This is a genomic window from Dictyobacter aurantiacus (assembly GCF_003967515.1).
Lineage (GTDB): Bacteria > Chloroflexota > Ktedonobacteria > Ktedonobacterales > Ktedonobacteraceae > Dictyobacter > Dictyobacter aurantiacus.
The window spans coordinates 2,388,497-2,406,526 of the sequence record NZ_BIFQ01000001.1 but is presented as its reverse complement, the minus strand read 5'-3'; the positions used below and the strand labels follow the sequence as shown (position 1 = coordinate 2,406,526).

The 18,030-nt window shown below is 52.5% G+C and carries 17 protein-coding genes; 11 read left to right on the top strand and 6 right to left on the bottom strand.

Going from position 1 to position 18,030, the window contains the following annotated elements; genetic code table 11:
- Window positions 1-19: 19 nt before the first annotated feature.
- From KTT_RS09715 to accC, 3 genes are all read right to left on the bottom strand, one after another.
- Window positions 20-493 (bottom strand): acetyl-CoA carboxylase biotin carboxyl carrier protein, encoded by a 474-nt coding sequence (locus KTT_RS09715; protein WP_126595791.1) that lies wholly within the window; start codon window positions 491-493, stop codon window positions 20-22.
- A 5-nt stretch (window positions 494-498) separates the two neighbouring features.
- Window positions 499-1,737 carry a beta-ketoacyl-ACP synthase II gene (gene fabF, locus KTT_RS09710; protein ID WP_126595790.1) on the bottom strand — a complete coding sequence of 413 codons (1,239 nt, stop codon included), beginning with the start codon at window positions 1,735-1,737 and terminating at the stop codon, window positions 499-501.
- Window positions 1,738-1,845: 108 nt separating this feature from the next.
- The gene (gene accC, locus KTT_RS09705; RefSeq protein ID WP_126595789.1) at window positions 1,846-3,198 is read right to left on the bottom strand and encodes an acetyl-CoA carboxylase biotin carboxylase subunit; all 1,353 of its coding nucleotides are present in this window, start codon (window positions 3,196-3,198) and stop codon (window positions 1,846-1,848) included.
- Window positions 3,199-3,406: 208 nt separating this feature from the next.
- Here accC and KTT_RS09700 point away from each other — a divergent pair, with 208 nt between their 5' ends.
- From KTT_RS09700 to KTT_RS36140, 8 genes are all read left to right on the top strand, one after another.
- Window positions 3,407-3,856 (top strand): FAS1-like dehydratase domain-containing protein, encoded by a 450-nt coding sequence (locus KTT_RS09700; RefSeq protein WP_126595788.1) that lies wholly within the window; start codon window positions 3,407-3,409, stop codon window positions 3,854-3,856.
- Window positions 3,857-3,929: 73 nt separating this feature from the next.
- Window positions 3,930-4,382: a MaoC/PaaZ C-terminal domain-containing protein gene (locus KTT_RS09695; RefSeq protein WP_126595787.1), complete on the top strand. Its 453-nt coding sequence runs from the start codon at window positions 3,930-3,932 to the stop codon at window positions 4,380-4,382.
- Between the two features lie 243 nt (window positions 4,383-4,625).
- Complete coding sequence (locus KTT_RS09690) at window positions 4,626-5,822, top strand: sensor histidine kinase (RefSeq protein WP_126595786.1); 1,197 nt, start codon at window positions 4,626-4,628, stop codon at window positions 5,820-5,822.
- A gap of 516 nt (window positions 5,823-6,338) precedes the next feature.
- A complete protein-coding gene (locus KTT_RS09685; RefSeq protein WP_126595785.1) occupies window positions 6,339-8,951 on the top strand; it encodes an FAD-binding oxidoreductase in 2,613 nt (870 codons plus the stop codon).
- A 122-nt stretch (window positions 8,952-9,073) separates the two neighbouring features.
- Window positions 9,074-9,325, top strand: coding sequence for a hypothetical protein (locus KTT_RS09680; RefSeq protein ID WP_126595784.1), 252 nt, complete (start codon window positions 9,074-9,076; stop codon window positions 9,323-9,325).
- 569 nt (window positions 9,326-9,894) lie between these two features.
- Window positions 9,895-10,713: an RNA polymerase sigma factor gene (locus tag KTT_RS09675; protein WP_235845656.1), complete on the top strand. Its 819-nt coding sequence runs from the start codon at window positions 9,895-9,897 to the stop codon at window positions 10,711-10,713.
- A gap of 118 nt (window positions 10,714-10,831) precedes the next feature.
- Window positions 10,832-11,038, top strand: a complete 207-nt coding sequence (locus KTT_RS09670) for a hypothetical protein (RefSeq protein WP_126595783.1) — start codon at window positions 10,832-10,834, stop codon at window positions 11,036-11,038.
- Between the two features lie 163 nt (window positions 11,039-11,201).
- The gene (locus KTT_RS36140) at window positions 11,202-11,375 is read left to right on the top strand and encodes a hypothetical protein (protein WP_160145767.1); all 174 of its coding nucleotides are present in this window, start codon (window positions 11,202-11,204) and stop codon (window positions 11,373-11,375) included.
- Window positions 11,376-11,597: 222 nt separating this feature from the next.
- On the opposite strand, the gene KTT_RS09665 is transcribed toward KTT_RS36140, so the two are convergent.
- The 3 genes from KTT_RS09665 to KTT_RS09655 form a co-directional block, all read right to left on the bottom strand.
- Window positions 11,598-12,008: a RidA family protein gene (locus KTT_RS09665; protein ID WP_126595782.1), complete on the bottom strand. Its 411-nt coding sequence runs from the start codon at window positions 12,006-12,008 to the stop codon at window positions 11,598-11,600.
- Window positions 12,009-12,088: 80 nt separating this feature from the next.
- Window positions 12,089-12,508 (bottom strand): cytidine deaminase, encoded by a 420-nt coding sequence (locus tag KTT_RS09660; RefSeq protein WP_126595781.1) that lies wholly within the window; start codon window positions 12,506-12,508, stop codon window positions 12,089-12,091.
- Window positions 12,509-12,659: 151 nt separating this feature from the next.
- Window positions 12,660-13,952 carry a multidrug effflux MFS transporter gene (locus KTT_RS09655; RefSeq protein WP_126595780.1) on the bottom strand — a complete coding sequence of 431 codons (1,293 nt, stop codon included), beginning with the start codon at window positions 13,950-13,952 and terminating at the stop codon, window positions 12,660-12,662.
- A gap of 141 nt (window positions 13,953-14,093) precedes the next feature.
- On the opposite strand from KTT_RS09655, the gene KTT_RS09650 reads away from it, so the two are divergent.
- From KTT_RS09650 to KTT_RS09640, 3 genes are all read left to right on the top strand, one after another.
- Window positions 14,094-14,987 carry a LysR family transcriptional regulator gene (locus KTT_RS09650; protein ID WP_126595779.1) on the top strand — a complete coding sequence of 298 codons (894 nt, stop codon included), beginning with the start codon at window positions 14,094-14,096 and terminating at the stop codon, window positions 14,985-14,987.
- 319 nt (window positions 14,988-15,306) lie between these two features.
- Window positions 15,307-16,419: a sensor histidine kinase gene (locus KTT_RS09645; protein ID WP_126595778.1), complete on the top strand. Its 1,113-nt coding sequence runs from the start codon at window positions 15,307-15,309 to the stop codon at window positions 16,417-16,419.
- 502 nt (window positions 16,420-16,921) lie between these two features.
- Window positions 16,922-18,007, top strand: a complete 1,086-nt coding sequence (locus KTT_RS09640; protein ID WP_126595777.1) for a methyl-accepting chemotaxis protein — start codon at window positions 16,922-16,924, stop codon at window positions 18,005-18,007.
- Window positions 18,008-18,030: the final 23 nt, after the last annotated feature.

Below are 18,030 nucleotides of genomic sequence, written 5' to 3'. Positions count from 1 at the left end.
TCGGGGGCAAGCCCCGAACCTACGAGAGGGGTTCGACGCGCATGATGGCTTCGCCTTTTTGGATGACTGATCCGCTGACGGCGTTGATTGATACCACGCGACCGGATACCTCGGCGTTGATCTCATTGAAGACCTTCATGGCCTCGATCAAAGCTACGACCTGCCCCACGTGGATGACATCACCAACGTTGACAAATGGTGGCGAGGTCGGCGAGGCGGACGAATAATAAACACCGGTTAGCGATGCTGTTACCGGTAGCGACTTATCAACCTTCTTAGGCGCGGCGGCCGGACCTGAGCTCGGGGCGGTTACCGCCTGGCCCGCGACCATAACCATTGTAGGTGCTTCGGTCAATACCATCCCTGGACTACGACGAATGGTAATCTCTGTCCCATCTTCGGTTAAGGTCAGCTCGCCAACTGTACTGCCTTCGAGCACATCCACAATCTCTTCAACCCGCTCGAGCCACGATGAATTATTTTCTGTATCCATGTTTTTTACTCTTCGTAGCGCTTGAAGATCAAGCTTGTATTATGGCCACCAAAGCCCATCGAATTCGACATCACCACATTGACGTTGGCATGACGAGCTTCATTTGGCACATAATCCAGATCACATTCGGGATCTGGATGGTGGAGATTGATCGTTGGAGGAATAATACCATTCAGAATCGTCTGAATAGAAATGACCGCTTCGATCGCTCCTGCCGCACCCAGCGTATGACCTGTCATGGACTTCGTCGAGCTAACGGCGAGTCGATAGGCATGCTCCCCAAAGACCGTTTTGATGGCCTGGGTCTCGGTGCTATCGTTGAACTCTGTGCTGGTGCCGTGGGCGTTGATGTAGTCAACCTGCTCAGGTTTGAGACCGGCTTTCTGCAAGGCGCGGCGCATGGCACGGACCAGACCCTCCCCACCTGGGGCAGGCGCGGTCACATGGCTGGCATCACCGGTGCTGCCGTAGCCGACCAGCTCAGCCAGAATCGTTGCCCCACGCGCTTTGGCGAACTCGAGTTCCTCAAGGATGAGCACGGCTGAACCTTCGCCCATCACAAAGCCATCGCGCAGTGCGTCAAAGGGGCGGCTCGCCTCCTGATAATTCTCATTATGGCGTGACAGCGCGTGCATGTTATCAAAGGCGGCCATCGCGATCGGCGTGACGGCTTTTTCGGAGCCACCAGCTATCATCGCCACCGCATCACCACGGCGAATGGTCTCCCAGGCCTCACCAACGGTGTTGCCGCTGGTGGCGCAGGCCGAAACCGCGGCCCAGTTGGGACCCTTGGCGCCGGTCATGATCGAGACGATGCCGGGCGCGCCATCGATAATCATCATGTTGATGAAGAAGGGGCTGATGCGGTCCGGACCCTTCTCATGCAGGACCTTGAACTGGTCGTGCAGCGTTACCAGGCCACCGATGCCGCTACCAATATAGACACCGACATCAGGGGCGATCTCATCAGTAATCTCTAATTTAGCCTGCTCCAGCGCCTGCTTGGTGGTCGCGATCGCCAGGTGTTCATAGGGATCGTTGCGCCGCAGTTCTTTGCGATCCATGTATTTGCTGGCATCAAAATTCTTGATCTCGCCACCAAAGTGAACACGAAAATTGCTGGTATCATAGGCCGTAATCTCACCAATACCAGACTTACCCTGGATCAGCGCTTCCCATGTTGAAGCCAGATCATTGCCCAACGAGGTAACCAGTCCCAGGCCGGTTACAACTACGCGAGACATAAAGTCACCTCCCGTTTGTCCGTTTATCTAAAAGCATCCTGGTAGAGATGCTCATTTCTCACGTTCCACGTCACTTGCAGTGCTGCCCGCTGCGATGAGGAATGCGGATTATTTGATGCCCAGCGCGCCCGCTTCCTCCTGGATGAAGCGCGTATAGGTATCACCGCTAATAAAGCCCTCATGCTTCAGTAAGCGCTGATGGAACGGTATCGTCGTTGTGACGCCCTCGATAACAAACTCTTCCAAAGCACGCTGCATGCGTGCGATGGCCTGGTCGCGATCCTCGGCCCAAACGATCAGTTTGGCGAGCAGCGAATCGTAGTGAGGAGGGATCTCATAGCCCGTGTACAGGTGACTATCGACGCGCACACCAGGCCCCCCTGGCGGCAAATAATTCTCGACAACACCGGTCTGGGGACGGAAATCCTTGTCCGCATCTTCAGCGGTAATGCGGCACTCGATCGCGTGTCCGCGCAACTTGATATCCTCCTGGCGCAAACGCAAAGGTTCGCCCGAGGCGATATGGAGCTGCTCTTTGACCAGGTCCAGGCTTGTTACCAGTTCGGTAACGGGATGCTCAACCTGTAAACGCGTATTCATTTCCATGAAATAGTAGCGATTCTGCTCATCCACCAGGAACTCCAGCGTGCCGGCGTTGCGATAGCCAACCGCCTTCACCGCGCTAATGGCGCGCTGACCCATCTCATCGCATAAGGAACGGGGCAGAATCGGGGTTGGAGATTCCTCGATCACCTTCTGGTTGCGGCGCTGGCAGGAACAGTTGCGCTCACCCAGGTGGACGCCGTTGCCATAATTGTCGACCAGAACCTGAATTTCAACGTGGCGAGCCTTTGGCAGATACCGTTCCAGATAAATGCCATCGTCGCGGAATGCTTCCCGGACCTCATTCTGAGCTACCGTAAACGTACGCTCAAACTCGTCCGCATGGTTGATCAGGCGAATACCACGCCCACCGCCGCCAGCGACCGCTTTGAGCATCAGTGGAAAACCGATCTCACGAGCAGCCTCTGTTGCCTCTGCTAATGTGCGCAAGACACGGGTGCCTGGGAGCGTTGGCAAACCTGCTTCAACCATGGCTTTACGGGCGGAAACCTTATCGCCCATGATCGCCATCACTTCGGCCGAGGGGCCGATAAAAGTGATATTCACATCCTGGCAGATCTGAGCGAAGCTCGTATTTTCTGACAGGAAACCATAACCAGGGTGAATTGCCTCGGCATTGGAGATAAAGGCAGCGCTAATAATATTTGGAATATTTAAATAGCTTTTGCCGCTTGCCCCTGGACCAATACAGATCCGCTCATCTGCCATTTGTACTGGGAGTGAGTCGCGATCAGCCTCGGAGTGGGCAATGACACTACGTATCCCCATCTCGCGACACGCGCGAATGACACGCAGAGCAATTTCACCACGATTTGCAATTAAAATCTTACGAAACATATGCATGTAGACAAAGCGACCAACTTCGGGTGCTTCACCTTGCTCCTCTCACTGAAAGCCCTTGTGAGGGGTATGATGTCGACAATTATATCACAAGGGCTAAAGATTGAGGAGGATGATTTCTCTTGACATCACCTATGTCAGGTTTGATACTACAAATGCAAAACCCTTGCGGGGATCATATTGTGACTTGAAGGAGTAGCTTCTTATGTTTGATAAGGAGAAGGTGGGATACAGTTTTCCCGCTTTTACGATAACGATCGAGCGCGGCAAGATTCATGAACTGGCGCTGGCCATCGGGGACGAGAATCCTATTTATCATGATCTGGAGGCGGCTAAAGCGGCGGGCTATGATGACCTCCCTCTACCCCCGACGGCTCCGACTATATTTACTTTCTGGGGCAATACGCAGTTGTGGGAGCAGCTGAGCAGCGTGGGGATCAACGTGGCGCGTGTTCTCCACGGCGAGGAAGAATATGAGTATGTCGCTCCCATCGCCGCCAACGATACCCTGACCGGCGTGACCACGATTGTGGATGGCAAAACACGGCGCACCCGCGAGGGGTCGATGGATATCCTGACAACCGAGACGCGCTATACCAATCAGCATCAGCAGCATGTGTTGAGCGCGAAAACCATGTTTATCGTGCGCGAGTAGTCCATTTTGCTGATACATAACCCTGCCAGTCATGGATGGTCAATATTTTGATGGTATATAAGGAGAAACAGTTATGACGACACCTGCCGCAACTCCAACCAGGCGCTATTTTGAGGATGTAGAGATCGGCGAAGAAATTCCCCAGCTGGTGAAAGCGCCGGTTAAACACCTGCAACTGGTCCGCTACGCGGGCGCCTCCGGCGACTTTAATCCTCTGCACACAGATCCCAAAGTTGGCGAGGAGATTGGTACCGGTGGTATTATCGCTCACGGCATGCTGATTATGGGCTTTGTAGGCCAGATGCTCAGCGATTATGTGGGACCCCAGCCCCTGCGCAAGTTTGGCGTGCGCTTCAAAGGTATGACCCACCTGGACGATGTGATTACCTGTACCGGTACCGTGACCGACAAATACGAGGAGGATGGTAAGGGGTATATCGCCGGCAAAGTACAGGCCAAAGATCAGAATGGCGACCTGAAAGTCTCGGGTACCTTCACCGCCCACCTTCCCCACCGGAACGCATAGCTCCAGTCAGAAAAACAAGAAATGATCCACTTCTCAAGAGATTCCCCGGCAGAATCTCTTGAGTTTATAACTATGGATAGCCTAAAAGATTGATTTATGTCAATGTAATGTGCGCCCATGGTAAAATATTATGCAGATGAGGGAACAGACGCAACGGCTGAGTCTGCTGTCTGATTGGGGGGAGGTTCATAATACGTAGAAGGGGCTTTGGACGAGCTCTGCCGCGATGAAGGGGAGGAGAGCGTGCGTTATCCAAATGCTTTTGCTCGTTTCCTGCTTGATATTTCAATATCCTTTCAGCTAAGCCTGGTCGTAGTGTCAGCGCTTGTTTCATCATTCCTCCTGATCTTTACCCCATGGATAAGCCATAACCCCATTATTTATGTTGTGCCCATTGTGCTTTCTGCCTGGTTGTTCAGGCGATCTGGTCTCTATCTTTGTACCTTCTCCCTCCTATTGATTTTCTGGCTTTTTCACTCCATGGTGATCGGCAGCCTGCTACCCTCAAGTACCGATATTATCTCTACCATTGTCAGCGTGCTAATACTGTTCACGCTGGGATTACTGGTGAGCGCGCAGCGCGAGGCCTCGGATCAAGCCGATGAGACGCAGGAGCAACTGGAGCTGGCTGGCACGGAACAGCGCAAGCTTAACGAAATCAAGGATCAGTTTTTGCAGAACGTTAATCATGAGCTGCGCACTCCATTGACCGCCATCTATGGATATCTGGAGCTGTTGTTGGAACATGATGATCAGTTAGACCAGGGTATGCGCACCGCTTTTCTGCAGCATGCCATGCAGAGTTGCGATGAACTACAACTGCTCGTGAATAATGTGCTGGACACGATGGGAGTCGAGAAGCAGCGGCAGTCGCTCTATATAGAGCAGATCGTGGTGCGCGATATCCTGTTTGAAGTGCTGGAGCGTTTTGATCCCCAGAGCGTGCGACGCCACCACATCTCTGTTGAGATCCCTGACTACATCGTGGTTCTGGCCAACGCGCAATACCTGCGCCAGGTTCTGCGCAACCTGCTCTCAAATGCCTTTAAATACGCCCCGGCAGGTACCCCTATCACCATTAGCGCGGCCCTGGATGGCATGATTGTCCATCCTTTGCACGCCTCTCCGGAGATTTGTATCCGCGTCAAAGACGCGGGCCCTGGTATCCCTCCGAACGAGATGTCATTGTTGTTCGGACAATTCGTCCGCTTACGCCGCGACTCCTCCGGTAGTGTGCGCGGTTCCGGCCTGGGCCTCTTCTTGAGCAAGCAATTTGTCGAAGCCATGAACGGACGCATCTGGGTCGAAAGCGAAGGTATAGAGGGGAAGGGGAGTACTTTTTGTTTTACGTTGCCGTGTGTTGTGCATCCCAAGGTGGATGCGCAGACCTCGCTGGCTGATTTTGAGCAGTTCCGCTCCCCCTTGCCTATCAATAATTGATTTTTATTCTCTCCCACACGCGCCGCCTGCTGGCGGCGAAAAAATAAAAAATCAGGGTGAGAAATGCCGCGAGGGGTCAGCCGGCAGCTGCCGGCTGACCCCTCGCGGCATTTCTCACCCTGATGAAAAAAAGGAAGCGGAGGTGCAGGAGGGCGAAGAGGAAGGAAGCGGAGGTGCAGGAGGGCGGAGAGCCCTCCTGCCGGGGTTCCAGGGGTGTCCCCTGGCCCTCTCTTCTCTTTCTATTCCGCGGCGCCGCAGGCGGGAGGTGCAGGAGGGCGGAGAGCCCTCCTGCCGGGGTTCCAGGGGTGTCCCCTGGCCCTCTCTTCTCTCCCTTCCGCCGCCCGCAGGGCGGCAAGGAAGAAAGCAGAAAAGCATGCTATACTCTGTTATAATGGGTCATCACATGTATGATAACCACTTCTGCCCACTTTTAAAGAAAATGCAACGTGCATTGCTAGCATATAAAAAGGCTATATTTGCTACCACTATTTTTCAATGACAGAAAGGTCGGGGGAGATGTTAAAAGAGAGCGTCCTGTATACCCTGAAGAAGACCTTGCCGCCAGGCCAGATCTTTACTGATAGAGCCAGCCTGGTGGCGTACGAGGTGGATGCTGGACTGGATAAGGGGTTGCCAGAGGGAGTGGTCTTTCCGCGTACGACCGATGATGTGGTGAATGTGGTGCGCTGGGCCTCAGCCCACGGGGTGCCGTTGATCGCGCGGGGAGCAGGCACAGGTCTTTCAGGCGGTGCGGTAGCCGATCGCGGCGGGATCATTGTTGAGTTCGCGCACATGAACCGTTTGAAAGAGCTTGATCCACTGGGACGTAGCGCGCTTGTTGAGCCGGCACTGATCAATCTGCGCCTGGACGAGCGGGCGCAAACGATGGGACTTTATTTTCCGCCTGATCCTTCCAGTCAGCGTGCGTCGACCATGGGTGGCAATGTGGCCGAGAACTCCGGGGGACCCCACTGCTTTAAATACGGGGTGACTACCAATTATGTGACTGGCATGGAAGTGGTGCTCGGGACCGGCGAGCGCATCCGCGTGGGCGGACTGGCTATGGATTATCCTGAGTATGACTTTTGTGGTCTGATCACGGGTAGTGAGGGTATGCTGGGATTGATGACCTCGCTATCGTTGCGTCTGCTGCGCCGTCCACCAGCGGTGAAGACGTTGCTGGCGATCTTTGATTCGGTAGAGCAAGCCGGTACGGCGGTATCCGCTGTAATCTCCTCGGGACTGGTGCCAGCGACGATGGAGATGATGGATCAGCGTATTGTACGTATTATTGAGCCGTTCGCGCATGCTAATCTCCCCGTGGACGCGGGCGCGGTCCTGATCATCGAGTTCGATGGTTATCCCGAGGGATTGGATCGCCAGCTAGAGGAGGTCATGCAGATACTGCGTTCCCATGGAGGGACGGATATGCGTATCGCGCGCGATGAAGAGGAGCGCTACAAGATCTGGCTGGCCCGGAAGAGCGCGGCCGGTGCTATCGCGCGCGAAGCTCCGGCCCAATACACCGTAGATATCACGGTGCCACGTAGTCGCCTGGCGGAGATGCTGGCCGAGGCCAACCGTATTGGTGATAAATTCAATATTCGCATGGGCCACGTTTTCCATGCCGGTGATGGCAACCTTCATCCCCTGATCCTGGTGCCCGATCCAGACGATCACGACCTGATTGACCGCATCCATGCAAGTGGGCGCGAGATGGCCCTCTGCTGCGTGGCTATGGGCGGCAGTATCACCGGTGAGCATGGCGTTGGCATCGAGAAGCGCGACTTTATGCCTTTGATGCATAAGCCTGAAGAACTGCTGGCGATGTGGGATGTCAAACAGGTCTTTGATCCACAGTTCCTGCTGAATCCGGGCAAGGTGTTCCCGGTGCCAGCTCCAGGCGAGAGTGGGCCTTATGCGGGCTATACACCGCTGGAAAAACTGGTCCCAGCAAACGCAGAGCTTTCTATACAGGGCTATACACCAACGACGGCTGAAGAGGCGGCCCGCCAGCTGCAGGCGCTTTCTCAGGCCGGACGAAGCGTGACCATTACCAGTGCCCCTCTGGATGATCAGGATGCGCGCATCAGCACCTCCGCGCTACGTGGTGTGCGGACCTACGCGCCCGACGATCTCTATATCACGGTGGGCGCGGGCACCCCCTTGTCCGAGATCCAGGCTTTTCTGCGTGAGCGTGGGCAGCATGTACCACTGGTCGCTCCCTGGCCGGACATGAGCATTGGAGCGCTGGTCGCGATTAACCTGAATGCGCCGTTGCGCATGCGCTATGGGGCGCTACGCGACGTGGTGCTATGCGCGACCGTCGCGCTGGCGGATGGGCGCGTGATCCGCACCGGCCGCCCGATCGTAAAGAATGTGGCTGGCTTTGACCTGACCAGGATCTTTATTGGTTCGTATGGTACCCTTGGCCTGCTCGTTGATATCTCACTAAAAGTTTTCGCCCTGCCGCGCGCACGCAAGACGCTGCTCTTCCCCGTAGAAGATCTTAGTAGCGGTCTGCGGTGGGGACAGGAGATGCTGCGGCTGGCGCTGACCGCTTCCTCCATTGTGTTGACTGAGGATAATACCCGGGAGAGAGAGCCGTCAGGTGCCTATCTGCTGGCATATACAGCTGAGGGCATGCCTGAAGATGTTGAGGCTGAACTGGCCCAGGTCACCGAGGTATTGCAACGGCTCAATGCTCCGGCGCCGTTTGTCACCGAGACGCTGAGCGGTACCGAGCTCTGGACATCCAGCATTCAAAAAGCGAACCAGCAGTCCCTGGTTGTACGCATCGGCGTGCCAGTGAAGAACCTGGCTATCTACCTGGAAGGGATCTCCAGGCAATTGAAGGATACCTCCTATGTGGTCGATTTTGCCAGTGGCTTTGTCTATGCTATATATAACATGGAAAGCGCCGAGGCGGCGCGCGCATGGCTGACCGCTGTCCGTCACCAGGCCTTAATCCTGCATGGATACGCGATCGTGTTAGCACAGCCAGCCGTGCTTGAGGGACAGCTAGAGCGCTGGGGCTATCAGCCATCCAGCCTGGAGGTCATGCGCCGTTTAAAGACCCGCTGGGATCCCCGGCATATTCTCAATCCGGCCGCTTTTGTACTGGATTAACACCAATTGCCATCACCGTTTTGTATCTTTTTATGCTGTTTCTGCGTGCCCTACAGTAGTAGGGGTTGTGATTCTTCCAATGTATATGTATTTACTCGCAGTAAAAAAGGAGGTCATCAGCTATGTCTGAGCAGCATGGGCAGAAAGATAAGGACAAACAGCCAGACGAAGCAGAGATATATGGAGCTCAGGGGAATGAAGGGCAGTATGGTCAGGGCCAATACGACAGCGAAGGCAAGCCTGATCCTCATGGACCGCAGGGCCAGCAGATCAAGCCTGATGACCGGGCCCGTAAAGACAACCTTCCCAAGACATCCGGCGCTAAAACCGGCGCCCAGGAGCAATTCACCAACTATGAAGTCCCCCAGGATTAAACCATAAGCTGGGAGATAGGAAGCGCTGAGGGCGGGGACGCCAGCTGGCGTCCCCGCCCTCAGCGCTTCCTATCTCCCAGCTTATCCACATTCTAGAACACTTGTCCACATAGTTATCCACATTCTAGAACACTTGTCCACATAGTTATCCACATTCTTAATAATAGGTAATAAAAGGTTTCGTCGCACCTGCGCGCACGCGCATGGTTATCCATGTTTTTGCTTGCGCATCCCATAGTAACAAAAGGTTTCGTTGCACCTGTGCGCACGCGCATGGTTGTCCACCCAACTTCTTGTCCATCCAATGGTAATAATACGTCTGGTGGCACCTGCGCGTGCGCGCAGGTGCCACCAGACGTATTATTACCATTCTGAGCGCCGTAAGGCGCGTAGCGTCATTGCCGAAGGCACAAAAGCCAGCTTTCTTTCATCTTAAAGATGTGTCTATTTGTATCACACTGACAGCAGTGATCCGTAATCTAAGAAAGACCCACAATTCCTCTAAGCAAACCTCACCTTTTGACCTCGACCAGACCTCAAGCTTAGAATAAGATAAGAAGTAGATTAGAGTGAGATTAAAAATAGAATCTCAGACCCCCTTAAGCCTTTACCAAGCTTGTTTTAATTTCTTAAAATTACGCTTAGAGTGCATTAAAGAAGAGCTTATCAGCCCGAAAAACACTTGCAATTTCAACCTGAAAAATCTATGCTATAGACGTCAAAAGAAAGTGAGGTTGTTAATAATGCAAGTTAAAGAACGTACCAGAACTCAAAAAACTCAGAGCGCCAATGAAATTACAGATGGAATGTTGGTTACACGCACAATTGCAGGTGATCAGCAATCATTTGAAGTATTAGTGCAGCGCTATAATACGCCACTCTTCAATTTTATTTGTCATCTGCTAGGTGATTATGATCTCGCATGTGACGTTTCGCAACAGGTCTTTTTACAGCTTTACATCTCTATGCCGACCCTACGAACGGGTGAGCCACTAAAAGCCTGGCTCTTCCAGGTGGCGCGTAACCGTTGTCTTGATGAACTGCGCCGCAAACGCTCGATCCATTTCTCAGAGCTTGAGGCCAGTCATGACGACGATGATCTTTCTCCTTTGGATATCATGCCAGATAATCAGCCGCTGCCAGATGAGATGGCTGAGCGGAGTGATCTGCAGCAGGCTCTGCGTAATGCGATCGATGCCCTGCCTCCTAAATTTCGTTCTGTCGTATTACTGCGTTACGCCAGCCAGTTAAGCTTCTCAGAAATTGGCAAAACCCTGAGCATGCCCGAGGCGACCGCGAAAACATATTTCCAGCGCGCACGCCCATTACTGCGGGCTTCCATGGCAAAACATTGGAAATCAGAGCAGGCTGAAGGGGCTGTATTCTAATCTTTCTTAAGTGAAAGCTGGATTTTTGATAAGAAACCTTGGAAAAACTGAAACTTCTTTCTAATGTTATTCGTGTTAAAAACAGATGACGCATACGAATAACGTAGAGGGAGTTCTTATGAATAACATATTACTGAATCTGTTGGAAAACGATTTTGATAACGACGCGGATATTGATGAGCTGTTTGAGCAACTCGAGCAGTTCGAGCCGCCAGTCGATATGGTGGATCGTGTTATGCAGGCAGTTTCCCAGCTTCCTCTTACCTATGCCAAAAAACCTGTGTCGCCATGGTCTGATTTAGAGATACTGGCGATTGCCCAATAAATCACTTTCTCTACCCTGACAATATAAAGAAGAGCGGGCCCACCGGGCCCGTCTTTTTTTGTGCTCGAATAGTTATCTCCATGCCTTCCTGCCTCGTTCGCTTGCTTAGAGGAATGGGACGGTGTAGACTAGGGTGAGATTTTTTTCGGGAGAATATTGATTGATGCGAAACATTGCCCTACAAACCTATGTCCTGCTGGCCGGCGCTGTCTTAATACTAGCGGCGATCGTCATTGCCCTGACGGGTGGTTCCACCTCCAGCTATATGACCGTGGGTGGTATTGGCGCCGGTGTAGTACTTGCCTATTTTATGACCCGTCCGCGCAAACAAGAGTAAGCTATCCTGACTGCTTCCAGCATTTGAAGTAGCGTACATGAGAAAATAATCCTTTTAAAGACGACAAAACTGGCGAGACCATCTTTAACTTGCCGGCCTGGATTGTAGCCCTGGTAGCTATCGCTGTATTCAGCCTGATCCGCCTGCGCAAGGCTCGCTCCTGAAGCAGATATCGGTCGGGCTAAACGCGCCAGGCGCTGCAATCCAGTTCCTCCCGTGTTCTTACGCTGGAAGATGTGCGGTCGCTTCGATTTCAACCAGAAATTCTTCCCGGACCAGTCTGCGTATCTCGACCAGCGTGCTGGCCGGGGGATTCTGCGTGTTCACATAGCGGTCGCGTACCTCGCGCAGAATGGGTACCTGTGTCATATCAACAACGTACATATTGAGTTTGATGACATGGGTGAAGTCGGCTCCAACGGAGGCCAGAGCGGCCTTGATATTCTCGAAGACCTGTTGCGTCTGGGCGCGGAAATCATCGCGGCCCACGATTTCTCCCGCTGCGTTGATTGCCACCTGCCCGGAAATATGAATTGTGCGTCCTCCAGTGACCTCAACCACGTGGCTATATCCAGCGGTCCCTGGCAGTGTCGAAGGATTAATAAAGCGCGTCTGTGCTGATTGATCGCTCACCGGTTTTCCCTTTCATGTTCTTGATCTCGCATGGGTCAATCTTCAAATCTGTAAAGGTAGTGTAGCGGGCTGCATACCATCTATTTATGTTCGCCCGCAAAGACTTTATACCAGTAGTAGGGCTGGACCTCGCTTAGCTTTTTAGCTACCCACCGGGTTGCATCCTGTGGATGGGCAACGGCCACCTCAACGTCAGGGCCCCACATAAAGAGCCGCTCCTGGCAGATGCCACACGGCGCCAGAATCAGAACAACGTCTGAATTAGCTTCCCTGCTGACGCAGACTGAGGCTGTCACCTTCTGGTTCCGTTTGTATGCCTCGCAGATAGCGCCCGTCTCCTGGCAGAGTGCCGCCGCCCCGTTGGGAACATCGGGAGAGACGCTGGTCAGGATCTCGCCGTTCTCGGTATACATAGCTGCCGCGCCTGCCCATTCATCGCGCGGAAAGCGGCTATTCATTAATTCTATGGCCGCGTCCACCAGGCGTTGATCAAGTTGCATGTCCTATCTTACCCCAATCATTCTATTTTTTATATTTGAACCAGAATCATTGTAACATCCATGATCACGAGGGACAATGCAACCAGAATCCTTAATCAGGAAGAAATGTCCTCACTATTCACCAATAGCGAGGGCGTTTCTTAAATCCGATTTAGTGTGTTGTTGACTGTATTGGTCGGCAGAGAATGAGAAAGGTGACGAGGGTAGCAATGGCGAAGGCGGCAATGGACGCTCCCATCGGAAGCGCGCTGGCGGCGCCGCCGAGTCCCACAATGGGGGCGACCAGTGCGCCGATGGCGAACTGCAGCACACCCAGCAGGGCCGAGGCGCTTCCGGCGGCTCGTGTGTTGGCGAGCGCCAGCGTGGTAGCGTTCGGCATGATCAGTCCCAGGCTAGAGGCTAGCAGAAGGAATGCCGGGATTAGACCGATGAGCCCCAGACCACTGGCGGTGACCACGAAGGTGGCGATGCCACCGGTGGCGATGATGGCGTAGCCCCAGGTCAGCAGGATCTGTGATGAGAAGCGACCAATCAACCTGGAGTTAATCTGTGCCACAATGACGATGCCGAGCGCGTTGATGCCAAAGATGATGCCCAGCAGTTGTGGTGAGACGCCATACAGGTTCTGGAGGATAAAGGGTGAGACCGAGATGTAGATGATGCAGGCGGTGAAGGCGAAGCCACAGGAGAGCGCGTAGCCGAGGAAGCGGCGATCGGCCAATAGACCACGAAATGCAGTTAGCGTGGAGGTGATTCCGCCGCTCTGACGCTGGCTGATGGGCAGCGTCTCCCTCAGACCAAAGAATACCGCCAGCAGCATAAACATGCCAAACAGCGCCAGGATTCCAAAGACGCCATGCCACGAGGTAAACCCGAGGATCTGTCCGCCGATAATGGGAGCGACCATGGGCGCGATGCCGTTGATCTGCATCAACAGCGAGAAGAAGCGTGCCTGGGTGACGCCAGTATAGCTATCGCTGACAATAGCGAGCGCGATGGCGATGCCGGCTGCTCCCGCCAATCCCTGCAAGAAGCGCAGCAGGATGAGGATGGTAATTAAGGGCGTGACCATGCAGAGCAGCGAGGCAATAACATAGATGGCCAGCCCTATCATCAGAGGCCAGCGTCTACCCCTGGCATCGCTGATCGGCCCCGCCACAATCTGACCCAGGGCCAGACCCAGGATGAAGGCGCTCAGCGTCATCTGAGCCTGTGAGGTTGTGGCCAGCAGGTCATGGCTCAAGGCTGGCAGCGATGGCACATACATATCGTTCGCCAGCGGACCCAGCGCGCCCAGACCACCCAGGATCAGCACATCGAGCGGCCGAATCCTGTTCCCCGACTGCTGGTTATCTGCTTTAACCTGTTCCTCGAATTTATTAAATGTGTCTGCCGTATTTCTCCGACTGATAGATTGATCTGTAGATACATTGTGTGTCGCCATGATATTGATTGATCCTTCACTATCTTTTATTGAGACGTTGTGAGAGTTCTCTGTCCTCGCATGCTCCCTTGTCAGCAGTATAGTCGAGCTGTTATAATGAGTGCAAATCATATATGTCATATACTGATGAAAGAAATTCATATGAACTTCTCGCAACTGCAAAGCCTTGTAGCGCTGGCGGATACTGGAAGCTTTACCGAGGCTGCCTACGACATCAATCTGACGCAATCCGCCGTCAGTCATGCCCTGGCCTCACTGGAGAGCGAGCTTGGGGTGACGCTGCTTGAGCGCAATCGCAAAGGCGTGGTCTCATTGACTGTGGTGGGACAAAAAATCATCCCACACGTGCGGGCTTTGCTGGCAGAGGCGGAGTCCATCGAGCAGGAAGCCAGGGTGGCCCAGGGCAAAGCTTCGGGCAAGGTACGGCTGGGAAGTATCAACTCCATCATCTCCCCCGATCTGCTTGCCAGTCTGTTGACCAGTTTTCAACGAAGCTATCCTGACATGGAAGTAGTATTGTTCGAGGGGGCCATGCAGGAAGTTGGAGCATGGATCGAGGATAGCGTTGTCGATATCGGTTTTGTGGTGCTGCCAGCTCCTAACGTCGAGTGTAGCCTGATTACCACGGACGAACTATGCATACTGGTGCCAACGGATCATCGTCTATGCGGGCGGACCGCTGTAACCTTTAAAGAGCTACGCGAAGAGGGCTTTATTCTTGAGAAGAGCCAGTGTGCTGTGCATCTACTCCAGCGCGTTGGCTTTGGCACCAGTAAAAACCGACCACGTATTCGCTATCGTGCCAGTGATAGCGCGACCATCCTGGCCATGGTACGTGAAGGACTGGGAATTACACTGCTCCCGCGACAGATGCTGCCTAAAAAGTTGGAAGGAATTATCCCCCTGCCACTCGATCCGCCCCTGCCACTACAGATTGGACTCGCCGTCAAATCCGCCAGGGCTGTATCTCCTGGCACAACTCTATTTCTGCAGAACGCTCGAACCTGGGCGCATGAGTATGATGAGTTCTTTTGAGGAAATATGGTATGATCTAGATAATTCGGTTTGCAATGCTTTATTGTGGCATGGATCTGCAGGCTACCCACAGACGAATTAAGCGCAAACAGATTGCAAGTAGTAGAATGCCGCATAGTCGATCAAGAAATGCTAAATCCCGCTGCAACACCTGCTATCCGCTCCCGAAAGAGGTATAATATTAGCATTAATGGTAATTATAGAGGGACAATACGTGCAGGATTAGTATTGGATGATCCTATCTATGGGCTGCGAATGTTCTGCCTCTGATGAGCTGCTCGTTCATAGAGATTGATATTCCTGAGAAGGACAAAACTGTATGGCATCGTCGGCCAAAAAACTTACGAATGATGCGAAGAGCTTCACAGCCAAAGCGTTAGAAGAGAAAGCGCTCCTCGCGGCCATTGTTAATTCCTCAGATGATGCTATCGTTAGCAAAACGCTTGATAGCATCATTATGAGTTGGAATCACGCGGCAGAAGAAATGTTTGGCTATACTGCCGAGGAGGCCATCGGGCAGTCTATCCTTATCATTGTGCCTCCGGAATTGCAGCATGAAGAGGTTGAAATTATCCAGAAGCTCAAGGCCGGTATCCCTATCCAGCACTATGAAACTGTACGCGTACGCAAAGACAAGACACGTATCGATGTTTCCCTGAGTATATCGCCGGTGAAGGATAGCCAGGGAAAGATTATCGGGGGCGCTAAGATCGCCCGCGATATCAGCAAACGCAAAGCCGAAGAGAGGCAGAAGGACATGTTTATCAGCATGGCCAGCCATGAATTGAAGACACCTATTACCAGCCTCAAAGGTTTTACCCAGGTCTTACTGCGCCGCTTCAAGCAGCGTAACGATGCGGATAGTATCCGCATGCTGACGCGTATGGATATGCAGCTCAATAAACTGACCAAGCGCATCAATGAGATGCTGGACATCTCCATCATGGAGAACGGCCAACTTGAATATCACAAAGAAATCTTCCTCTTGAATACGTTGGTGCAGGACATAGTAGAGGTTGTGCAGGAGACGGCGCATACCCATCACATCGTGGTCACGCAGAGAGCACAGGTACAGATGTTTGGGGATAAAGATCGCATCGGACAGGTCTTAATGAATCTGCTTACGAATGCTATCAAGTATTCTCCTCAGTCTGATCAGGTGATCGTATACGTTGAGACCGATGTCGATCAGAGACATGCAGTCATCAGGGTACAGGACTTTGGCCTGGGCATTGCCAGAGCCTATCACAACGACATTTTTCAGCGTTTTTATCGTGTGAGCACTGAACAGTATCAGAATTTTCCAGGCCTGGGTATTGGTCTCTATATCTGCGACTCCATCGTGAAGCGCCATGGAGGATATATCAATGTGCAAAGCGAAGAAGGGAGAGGATCGGCCTTCTCGGTTTTCTTTCCATTACCACTGCAATAGATGAGAAGTCATAGCATCGACCAATCCATAAATTGCCTCAAGAAGCTCCCCTGCCGCTCTACGCCCCTTATCTTCCACTCCTTGTAAAGTGAACATAATTAGCTATCGCTTCTACATTTTCTGGTTTTTCGATAAAGGATAGACTGATATTGACAGTCTAAACGGGATAGCAGCATTTTATCTAAGCAAAAAGTCCTATTTATGGAGAATGTGCACTAGAAACTTTATAAGGAATAAGTTAGAATTGAATTAAGCTCCATAAATTAAAAGAAGAGATTTATAAGATTTTATTAAGATAAGGCTCTTCTTTATTGTGAATCGATAGATGCCCGGAAATGATTTTTCGCATTATGTTGGAATCATAGAGAGAAGTTCATTTCTGTCCTTTTTTGATCTGGCTTTTCGACCCATTTTGGCGAGGGTGACCTTTTTATCGAACACCCAGGCTCCACTGTGGGGGCGCTGAGGTGTTCTTTATTTCAGGAAGTCGAGGCATCCATATATGAAGCAGCATACTCAACCATCTTCCAGGAATTCCAGAATTGATTCACAGCGTTTGACCCATACAGAGCAGATGAAGGCTGTAAAATCTTCTCGGTGGAAGCGGGCGTTATATTGGTGGTATCGCTATACTACTCCACCAGCTCCCGGGCCTCAAGCAGATTTTTATCAGCAGGAAGTCTTTCGCCGCGGTCGTCTCGCCAGCCTGGCCTTATTATGCCTCATTATCGTTGTGGTCCTGTTTATGACCGCGATGGGTATGACCGCAAATCTCAATGTGCCCGTATTTGTAATTTCAACCATTGCAATTGTTGTTTTAGTGGGAGCGACGATCTGGCTTCTGCGTCGCGGTGACGTAACAATGGCGACCTTACTTATGCTCCTTATTATCGATGGTGGTAACGCCGTCACAGCTTTATCCGTCAAGGGCGGTCTTGGCCTGATCAACCTGCCCCTGTTCGACATGATGATCGCCTCCGAACTGATCGCCGTCTCATTGCTCAATCCAGCCTCTGTATTTCTGGTCTGTCTGTTTAATTGCAGTTTTATGATTCTGGATATCGTATTTGGAGCGCGGGCGGCGGACCTGAATCATTACCTCGCCATGTCCGGTTGGGGTGTAGTCATTTCTCGTCCCGTCCTGTTGCAGATCGCAGTGGCCCTTGGCACATATCAATGGGTACAGAGCGCCAACAAGGCGCTCAAACGCGCGACTAAGGCGGAGAGGCTGGCCGCGATGGAGCATGAGATCGCTGAATACGAGCGCAACAATGCCATGCAGAAGCGCCAGTTAGAGCAGAGCATTAAATACCTGGTCGATACACAGCGCCAGGTCGCCAATGGAGACTTTACCGCCCGCGTCCCCATCACGCAGGACAATGTCCTCTGGCCCGTCGCCATCTCATTCAACAATCTTCTTACCCGCTTCCAACGTTATCAGCGCGAGGCCAATGAACTCGAACGCATTCGTGAGAATATGCCCCTGATTATCCAGGCCATTCGCGAAGCTAAAATGACCGGGCGCGTCCCTCGTGTAGGGCGTACCGGCACCGTCGTCGACGCTATACTGATAGAGCTAAATAAGTAAAGATCGGCTTTTCTTACAGAAAA

What these genes read in the sequence shown, in the direction of transcription:
- KTT_RS09650 (WP_126595779.1), top strand. Translation starts at nt 14,094, where the DNA reads ATGAACTTCTCGCAACTGCAAAGCCTTGTAGCGCTGGCGGATACTGGA.
- KTT_RS36140 (WP_160145767.1), top strand. Translation starts at nt 11,202, where the DNA reads ATGCGAAACATTGCCCTACAAACCTATGTCCTGCTGGCCGGCGCTGTC.
- KTT_RS09655 (WP_126595780.1), bottom strand. Translation starts at nt 13,952, where the DNA reads ATGGCGACACACAATGTATCTACAGATCAATCTATCAGTCGGAGAAAT.
- fabF (WP_126595790.1), bottom strand. Translation starts at nt 1,737, where the DNA reads ATGTCTCGCGTAGTTGTAACCGGCCTGGGACTGGTTACCTCGTTGGGC.
- KTT_RS09645 (WP_126595778.1), top strand. Translation starts at nt 15,307, where the DNA reads ATGGCATCGTCGGCCAAAAAACTTACGAATGATGCGAAGAGCTTCACA.
- accC (WP_126595789.1), bottom strand. Translation starts at nt 3,198, where the DNA reads ATGTTTCGTAAGATTTTAATTGCAAATCGTGGTGAAATTGCTCTGCGT.
- KTT_RS09700 (WP_126595788.1), top strand. Translation starts at nt 3,407, where the DNA reads ATGTTTGATAAGGAGAAGGTGGGATACAGTTTTCCCGCTTTTACGATA.
- KTT_RS09680 (WP_126595784.1), top strand. Translation starts at nt 9,074, where the DNA reads ATGTCTGAGCAGCATGGGCAGAAAGATAAGGACAAACAGCCAGACGAA.
- KTT_RS09715 (WP_126595791.1), bottom strand. Translation starts at nt 493, where the DNA reads ATGGATACAGAAAATAATTCATCGTGGCTCGAGCGGGTTGAAGAGATT.
- KTT_RS09685 (WP_126595785.1), top strand. Translation starts at nt 6,339, where the DNA reads ATGTTAAAAGAGAGCGTCCTGTATACCCTGAAGAAGACCTTGCCGCCA.
- KTT_RS09660 (WP_126595781.1), bottom strand. Translation starts at nt 12,508, where the DNA reads ATGCAACTTGATCAACGCCTGGTGGACGCGGCCATAGAATTAATGAAT.
- KTT_RS09640 (WP_126595777.1), top strand. Translation starts at nt 16,922, where the DNA reads ATGAAGCAGCATACTCAACCATCTTCCAGGAATTCCAGAATTGATTCA.
- KTT_RS09695 (WP_126595787.1), top strand. Translation starts at nt 3,930, where the DNA reads ATGACGACACCTGCCGCAACTCCAACCAGGCGCTATTTTGAGGATGTA.
- KTT_RS09670 (WP_126595783.1), top strand. Translation starts at nt 10,832, where the DNA reads ATGAATAACATATTACTGAATCTGTTGGAAAACGATTTTGATAACGAC.